Annotated in this window: 6 protein-coding genes; 4 read left to right on the forward strand and 2 right to left on the reverse strand. The window is 75.9% G+C overall.

The window, feature by feature from the left end; translation table 11 throughout:
* Window positions 1-187 precede the first annotated feature (187 nt).
* Both FHL80_RS24375 and FHL80_RS24380 read left to right on the forward strand, forming a co-directional pair.
* Window positions 188-1,678: a mannitol dehydrogenase family protein gene (locus tag FHL80_RS24375; RefSeq protein ID WP_246078930.1), complete on the forward strand. Its 1,491-nt coding sequence runs from the start codon at window positions 188-190 to the stop codon at window positions 1,676-1,678.
* 158 nt (window positions 1,679-1,836) lie between these two features.
* Window positions 1,837-2,814 (forward strand): glycoside hydrolase family 43 protein, encoded by a 978-nt coding sequence (locus tag FHL80_RS24380; RefSeq protein ID WP_216871029.1) that lies wholly within the window; start codon window positions 1,837-1,839, stop codon window positions 2,812-2,814.
* 22 nt (window positions 2,815-2,836) lie between these two features.
* Here FHL80_RS24380 and FHL80_RS24385 read toward each other — a convergent pair whose 3' ends face one another.
* Together FHL80_RS24385 and FHL80_RS24390 are read right to left on the reverse strand one after the other, a co-directional pair.
* Window positions 2,837-4,642: a glycosyltransferase gene (locus FHL80_RS24385; RefSeq protein ID WP_138735915.1), complete on the reverse strand. Its 1,806-nt coding sequence runs from the start codon at window positions 4,640-4,642 to the stop codon at window positions 2,837-2,839.
* Complete coding sequence (locus tag FHL80_RS24390) at window positions 4,639-5,889, reverse strand: glycosyltransferase (protein WP_138735916.1); 1,251 nt, start codon at window positions 5,887-5,889, stop codon at window positions 4,639-4,641. Before FHL80_RS24390 ends, FHL80_RS24385 begins: the two co-directional genes overlap by 4 nt.
* A 66-nt stretch (window positions 5,890-5,955) precedes the next feature.
* On the opposite strand from FHL80_RS24390, the gene FHL80_RS24395 reads away from it, so the two are divergent.
* Window positions 5,956-7,035 carry a glycosyltransferase family 9 protein gene (locus FHL80_RS24395; protein WP_138735917.1) on the forward strand — a complete coding sequence of 360 codons (1,080 nt, stop codon included), beginning with the start codon at window positions 5,956-5,958 and terminating at the stop codon, window positions 7,033-7,035.
* Window positions 7,032-7,566 (forward strand): glycosyltransferase family 4 protein (locus FHL80_RS24400; RefSeq protein WP_138735918.1); only part of this gene is annotated, 535 nt, incomplete at its 3' end. The genes FHL80_RS24395 and FHL80_RS24400, both read left to right, overlap by 4 nt.

The raw sequence follows: 7,566 nt of genomic DNA on the forward strand, positions 1-7,566 counted from the left end.
CGCCAGGGAGGGTCCGGGCGTCGCCTGCACCGGGCGCTCCCTACCGGAACGGGGTTTGCTCAGATCCCTCGAGTGGTAGTGGTCCTAGGCGCTGAGCCGCCGGCGCGAGGGGGACCGCTCACGCGTCGATCACAGCTCCGCGGTGGGCCGTCTTCCACCTGTCCTCGCCGAGATCGCGGAGCGCACCGTGCCCGACCTGCCCCCGCCCCTGTCCGCCGCCAGCCTCGCCGCGTACGCCAGCACCCTGCGCGTCCCCTGCTACGACCGGGCAGCGCTGGTCCCGTCGATCGTGCACATCGGGGTGGGGGGTTTCCACCGCGCCCACCAGGCCGTCTACCTCGACGACCTCGCCGCGCAGGGCGAGACGGGATGGGGGGTCGTCGGCGTCGGGCTGCGCCGTTCACAGATGGGCGAGGTCCTCGGCGCCCAGGACTGCCTCTTCACCGTGGTCGAGCGCGGGCCCGGTCACGAGTCCGCCCGCGTCATCGGGTCGATCGTCGACTACCTGTACGCGCCGGAGAAGCCCGAGGCGGTGCTGCGCGCACTCGCCGACCCCCGGACCCGGATCGTGACCCTGACGATCACCGGGGCCGGCTACCTGGTCGACGACGCCGGCCGGTTCGCGGAGGACGATCCCGACGTCCAGGACGATGTCGGCTCTCCGCTGCACCCGTGCACGGTCACCGGCTACCTCACCGAGGCCCTGGACCGAAGGCGCCGGGCGGGTGACGCCCCGTTCACCGTCCTGTCCTGCGACAACCTCCCCGACAGCGGGGCAGCGGCGCGCACCGCCGTCGTCGCGCACGCGGCGCTGCGCGACCCGGCCCTGGCGGCGTGGATCGAGGAGCACGTGACCTTCCCCAGCGGCATGGTCGACCGGATCACCCCGGAGACCTCACCGCACATGCGGGACGTCATCGAGGAGACCATCGGGGTCGCCGACCGCTGGCCGGTCGTCACCGAGCCCTTCAGCCAGTGGGTCGTCGAGGACGCCTTCTGCAACGGACGCCCCCCTCTCGAGCGGGTCGGCGTGCAGTTCGTCGACGACGTCGGCCCCTACAAGCTGATCAAGGCGCGGATGCTCAACGGCGGCCACTCCGCGCTGGGCTACCTCGGAGCGCTGGCCGGGCACACCCGCACCGACGAGGCGATGTCCGACCCGGTCGTCCGCGCGATCGTGGAGCGGATGCTCGGCGAGGAGGTCCAGCCGCTGATGCCGCGGGTCCTCGGCGTCGACCTGGCGGAGTACCGGCGGACGACGCTGGAGCGCTTCGCCAACCCCGCCATCGGCGACACGCTCGCACGGCTGTGCCGCCGGGGCTCGGTCAAGATGCCCTCCTACCTGCTGCCCTCGCTCCGGGAGGCACGGGAGCAGGGCCGCCCGCGGGCCATGCTCGTGCTGGCGGTGGCAGCGTGGCTGCTCTACCTGCGGGGTGCCGACCTCGCCGGGCGGCCGATCGACGTGGTGGACCCTGGGGCCGGCGAGCTGTGCAGGCGGGCCCGCGAGGGTGGCGACGACCCGCGCGTCCTGCTCGGGCTCCGCAGCGTCTTCGGGTCGTTGGGGGACGACCCGCCGCTGGTGGCCGAGCTCGCCGCCGCGCTCCGGGTCCTGTCGCACCACGGGTTGGCGGTCGCCGTCGAAGCCTGCGGCTCCACGGTCGGGACGGTCGCGGCGTGAGCCCGATGACCGTCGGCCCCGCCGGAGATGCCGTACATGGGGACCATGCCCCCGGCTGCACCACGGATCGACCTGGCTGAGACCTCGCGGGTCGTCCGGCCGGTCCCGTGACACCACGACGCCCACACGTGAGGCATCCCTCGACGGACGGGACAGCTGTGACGACGTTCCGCAACCCGATCAGCCAGCACCCCGATCCCTGGCTGGTCCACCACGACGGCCGCTACTACTCGACCGGCACGTCGCACGACCACATCGCCGTGACGACAGCCGCGAGCATCGCCGACCTGGCGGACGCGCCGGCACAGGTCGTCTGGAGTGACACCGAGCCGGACCGGTGCGCCATGCTGTGGGCGCCGGAGCTGCACCTGCTCGACGGTCCCGACGGCCGACGTTGGTACCTCTACTACACCGCGTCGGATGCCTCCGACCACCTCCATCACCGCATGCACGTCCTGGAGAGTGCTGGCGAGGACCCGTGCGGTCCGTTCGAGTACAAGGGGCGGCTGAACACCGATCCCGCGGACGAGCACTACGCGATCGACGGGAGCCCGCTCCTGCTCTCCTCCGGTGCCCTCTACCTGGTCTGGGCGGGCGCGCCCGGGCACGTGCTCTACCTCTCCCGCATGGCCAGCCCCTGGCAGCTGGCCGGTGACCGCGTACAGCTGCCCGCCAGCGGGTTCGGCTGCCCGGACATCCGCGAGGGGCCCGTCGGCATCCGGCGGAACGGCAGGGTGTTCCTCGTGTACTCGGCCTGCGACACCGGGACACCCGACTACTGCATGGGCATGCTGAGCGCCGATGAGACCGACGACCTGCTGGATGCCGGCTCCTGGCACCAGCACCCGGAGCCGGTCTTCCGGAGCCGAGCCGACGACGGGGTGTTCGGTCCCGGCCACAGTGGCTTCTTCACCTCCCCGGACGGGACCGAGGACTGGTTCGTCTACCACGCCAAGACCACCGATCAGTACACCTACGAAGGCCGGACGGCGCGGGCGCAGCGTCTGGCATGGCACGCCGACGGGCGTCCCGACTTCGGTGTGCCCGTTCCGCTGACGACGGAGATCCCGCTCCCGTCGGGCGACCCGGGACCCTCTCCCTGGCGTGACCGGGCGGCGAGCGCCCGTCGCGAGTGAGCGCGGCGGAGGTGTGAGGAGCTCACCGGGTCAGGGAGGCGAACAGCTCGACCAGCCGGTCGGCGTGGGCGTCGAAGGTGTGCTCCTCGCGCACCGCGAGGGCGGCGGCGGCACCGCGCCGGGTGGCCAGCTCCGCGGCCAGCACGACGGCCACCTCGGCGGCGGACCGGTAGAACAGCCCGGTCCCGTCCCGGCGCAGCACCCGCTCCACGGCGACCGCCGACCCCGGGTTGGCCTGCTGCAGCAGCGGCAGACCGGCGGCGAGCAGCACGGGCAGCCGGGCGGGGGAGTTGAGGTCGTCCCAGCTGGCCCGGCGCAGGTCCCCGCCGTTGTCGCTGGAGAACCGGTGCAGCCAGCCGGCGTCGTACCGGGACAGCTCGGTCACCCAGTCCTCCGGGCCCACGGCCGGGTGCAGGTGCACGTGCTCCGGGGCGCTCGCCAGCGCCTCCGCCAGCCAGCCGGTCCACGCGCCCTTGGGCCCGGGCGCCCGCACCTGGCCGTACAGGTGGGTGTGCACCCCGCTCCGGGCCAGTTCCAGCACCCAGGCCGCGTCCAGGCCCGAGGGGCGGCCGACGACGGCGGTGTGCGGCTCGCCGTCGTCGGCGGAGAGCTTGCGGCCCAGCGGGGCGTCCAGCCAGTCCCGTTTGGGCAGGTCGCCGTCCAGCACCCCGAGCCGACGGGGGTCCACCCGCCCGCGGAGGGCGCCGGCGAACCAGTCCCGTTCCTCGTCGGTGGCGAACAGGCAGGCGTCCGCCCGCCGGACGAGGTCGGCGAGCAGCGGCCACTCGCCGCGCACCAGGCTGCGCTGGGGCGCCTCCTTGAAGTGCCAGACGAACGGCAGGTCGGGGAAGGCGGACTGCACCGCGTGCGCGAAGGGGACGGCGCGCCAGTTCAGCTGGGCCCACACCAGGTCCGGCCGCAGCTCCCGGACCGCGTCCGGCCAGCGGTCCCGGTCCAGGTCGGGCACGTGCCCGAAGGGGAGCGGGCCGACGGTCGCGTCGCCCAGCCCGTCGGTCGTCCACAGCCCGGTGAGCCGGTGCCCGCGCTCCCGCAGCGCGAGCACCCGCTCCGGGTTGAGCGCGAGCTCCCCGACCAGCAGCACGCTGAGCCCGTCGGCGGGTGGGTGCTCCTGCGTGCGGAAGCGGGCGTAGCGGGCGACCTCGTCGACCTCCCCGCCGTCGGTGGAGGCGAACCGCAGCGGCTGGGCCACCCGGTAGCGGCTGCGGAAGACGTTCAGGCCGCCGTCGGCGGACTCCCGGATCGCCCGCGACCGCTGCCCGGGGTGGCGGGTCCAGGTGCAGGTGACCGAGCCGGTCTCCGCCGTCCGGCCCCGGGCGCCGACCCGGCGCCAGAACAGCCGGTCCAGGTCGTCGGTCTCCAGCTCCGCCCGTTCGGTCCACCGGTCCGGTGTGCGGCGGTGCGCGACCTGGACCAGCTGGGCGTAGGGCGTACCGGCCGGCTCGGTGAGCCCGGTGCGGGCGAGTGCGACCCCCGGGTCCGCCAGCGAGCCCACCAGCGCGGTCAGGTGGGCGGCGGACCAGACGTCGTCGGCAGGCAGGTAGGCGACCAGCGGGGCGGCGGTGGCGTCCAGCCCGGCGTTGAGGGCGGCGCCCAGGCCGCGGTTGACCGGCCAGTGGAGCAGGCGCAGCCGCGGGTGGGGCAGGGCGGCCACGACCTCACGCACGACCTCGGGATCCGGGGAGCCGTCGTCAAGGACGACGGCCTCCCAGTCCGTCAGGTGCTGGGCCAGCAGCCCGTCCAGCGCCCGGGCCAGGAACGCGGACTGGTCGTGCACCGGGACGAGGACGGCGACCCGCGGAGAGCTCATGCAGCGGTCGGCTGCGGCACGTCCCCGGTCCGGACCCGCCGGTACAGGTCGGCGACGCGGGCGGCCAGGGCCGGCCAGGAGTAGTCGGCCGCCCGGCGCCGGGCCCCGGCCGCGAGGCGGTCGCGCAGCCCGGGATCGGCCACCAGCCGGTCCAGGGCGGCGGCCAGCGCCGTCACGTCCCCGGGTGGGACGAGCAGCCCGGTCTCCCCGTGCCGCACCACCTCCGGGATGCCGCCGACGTCGCTGGCGACCACGGGCAGCCCGGCCGCCATCGCCTCGGTGAGCACGGAGCCCATCTCCTCGTAGGCCGAGGGCAGCACCAGCACGTCCAGCGACGCCAGCACGCCCGGGACGGCGGCGTGCTCGACGAACCCGGTCGTGCGGATCCGGTCGGTGGCCGGGCTCTGCCGGACCAGCCGCTGCACCCGCGCCCGTTCCGGGCCGTCGCCGACCAGGAGCAGCTCGGCCGGCCGGGTCATCCGCCCGAAGGCGGTGACCAGGAGGTCGGCGCGCTTCTGCGCCGCGAGCCGGCCGACGTAGCCGATGCGCAGGCGGGTCCGGTCGGTGGCGCCCCGCTCGTCGAGCGCGGCGAACAAGGAGGGCTCGAACCCGGAGGGGACGACCGCGATCCGCTCCGCCGGCACGCCGTCGGCCCGCAGCGCCGCCGCGGTCCGCTCGGTCAGCACCACGACGGCGTCGGCGCGGCCGAGCGTCGTCCGCTCGATCCAGCCACCCACCGCGCGGAGCAGCCGCACGTGCAGGGTGCGGCCGGTGAGGGTGTGGCCGACGCTGCAGTGCACGGTCACCACCAGCGGGCAGAGGTGCCGCGCGGCGGCCGCGCGGGCCAGCACGAGCGTCGCGAGGTCCTCGCCCTGGTGGGCGTGCACGACGTCGACCGCAGGGGCACCGGGAGCCGGACGGCGGGCCAGCACACAGGGGAGCGCGGCCAGGGCCCACAGCTGCCGCAGCCACGTCGTCCGGACGCCGGTCCGGTGCACGACGGCGGCGCGGCCGAGGCGGTCGGTCCGCCGGGGGCCGGCCAGCCGGGAGGTCAGCACCGTCTGCCGGTGCCCCTGCGCGTCCAGGCAGCGGGTCAGCGCCGCGGTGTGGTTCTGCATCCCGCCGATCGGGTCGAACCGGGCCGCGCGCCCCTCGACGGCGGAGCCGCCCGGGGTCCGAGCGGGCTCGAAGACGCTGCACAACCGCAGCACGTGCAGGCCGACGTCGTTGTCGGTCAGGCTGCCCACGACCACCTCCGGGAATGCGGGCTCGCAGTACAACACGCGGTGCGACCTGCCGGGGAGCTCGGCAGGATGGCCGTCGTGACCGCCCCGCTGGCCGACCCCTCCGTCCGCCGGGTGGCGGTCGTCCGGCTGCGGGTCGGGCTGGGCGACCTGCTCTGCTCGGCCCCCGCGCTGCGCCGGCTGCGGGAGTTCCGCCCGGACCTGCACGTCACGCTGGTCACCTGGCCCGAGATGGCGCCGGTCGTCGCGCGCTTCGCCGACAGCGTCGACGAGCTGCTGCCCTTCCCCGGGGCGGAGGGCATCCCCGAGCGCACCCCGGACGCGGCCGGCTGGCCGGCGTTCGTCGCCGCGGCGGCGCAGCGGCGGTTCGACCTCGCCCTGCAGGTGTACGGCGACCGTCCGGCGGCGAACGCGGTGACCGGTGCCCTGGGCGCGCGGCTGGTCGGGGGGTTCGCGCCGACGGGGTGGGAGCCGCCGCCGGCCGGTGCTCAGCTGCACCTGCGCTACCCGGTGCAGCTGCACGAGGCCGACCGGCACCTGCGGCTGTTCGAGCACCTCGGGGTCCCGCCCGGACCGCCGCCGGTCATGCACTTCCCGATCACGGCGGAGGACGAGGCCGCGCACAGCGGGACGATGACCGGGGCGGGCCTGCGACCGGGGCGGTACGTCGTCCTGCACCCCGGAGCCTCCTCGCCCACCCGGCGCTGGCCGGCCGAGCGGTACGCCGCGGTCGGCGACGCGCTGGCCGCCGACGGCTGGGACGTGGTGCTGACCGGGGTGGAGGGCGAGCGGGCGATCAGCGCCGCGGTGCGGGACCGGATGCGCGCGCCGGTCACCGACCTCACCGGGGCGACCGGTCTCGGCGGGCTGGCCGCCCTGCTGCGCGACAGTGCCCTGCTCGTCGGCAACGACACCGGTTCGGCGCACCTGGCCGCGGCCGTGGGAGCGCTCAGCGTCACCGTGTTCCTGCCCGGCGATCCCGTCCGCTGGGCACACCCGGGCCCGCGGCACCGCGCGGTCGTCGCCGACGTCGCCTGCGCGCCCTGCCCGCACCTGGTCTGCCCGATCGACTTCCGCTGCGCCGCGTCGGTCCGCGCCGGCGACGTCCTCGCGGCCGCCCGGCAGCTGCTGTCGGGGCCCGCCGGATGAGCCGCCGGGTCACCTTCGTCGCCGACTCCGACGCCTGGGGCGGCGCCGAGGTCTACCTCACCCACCTGCTCCGCCGCGCCGCCGGCTGCGGCTGGACCGCGTCGCTGGTCTGCGCAGACCCGGTCGCGCCGGGGTTCGCGGCCGCGCTCCCGGCGCAGCGGCGGACGGTCGTGCCCCTCGCCCGGCACCGCGAGGCGGCCCCGGAGGTGGCGGCGGCGGTGGCGGCGCAGCGACCGGACGTCGTCGTGGTGAACCTGGTCGACCCCGGGTCCAACGCCGCGGCCGTCGCCGCCGCGCTGACCGTCGCCCCGACGGCCGGCGTCCTGCACCTGGCCGGGGACGTCGGGGACGCCGATCGGCGTCCCCGACTGGCGGCGCTCCACGGTCGGCTGGCGCTGGTGCTCAGCCCCTCGGCCGACGGGCGGGACCAGGTGGTGACCGAGCTCGGGGTGCCCGGCGAGCGGGTGCACGTCGTGGCCAACGGCGTGGACCTGCCCGCGGCAGCCGGCGGACCGGCGGGGCGGACCCCGC

This window comes from Modestobacter excelsi (genome assembly GCF_005930495.1).
In the GTDB taxonomy this organism is placed as follows: domain Bacteria; phylum Actinomycetota; class Actinomycetes; order Mycobacteriales; family Geodermatophilaceae; genus Modestobacter; species Modestobacter excelsi.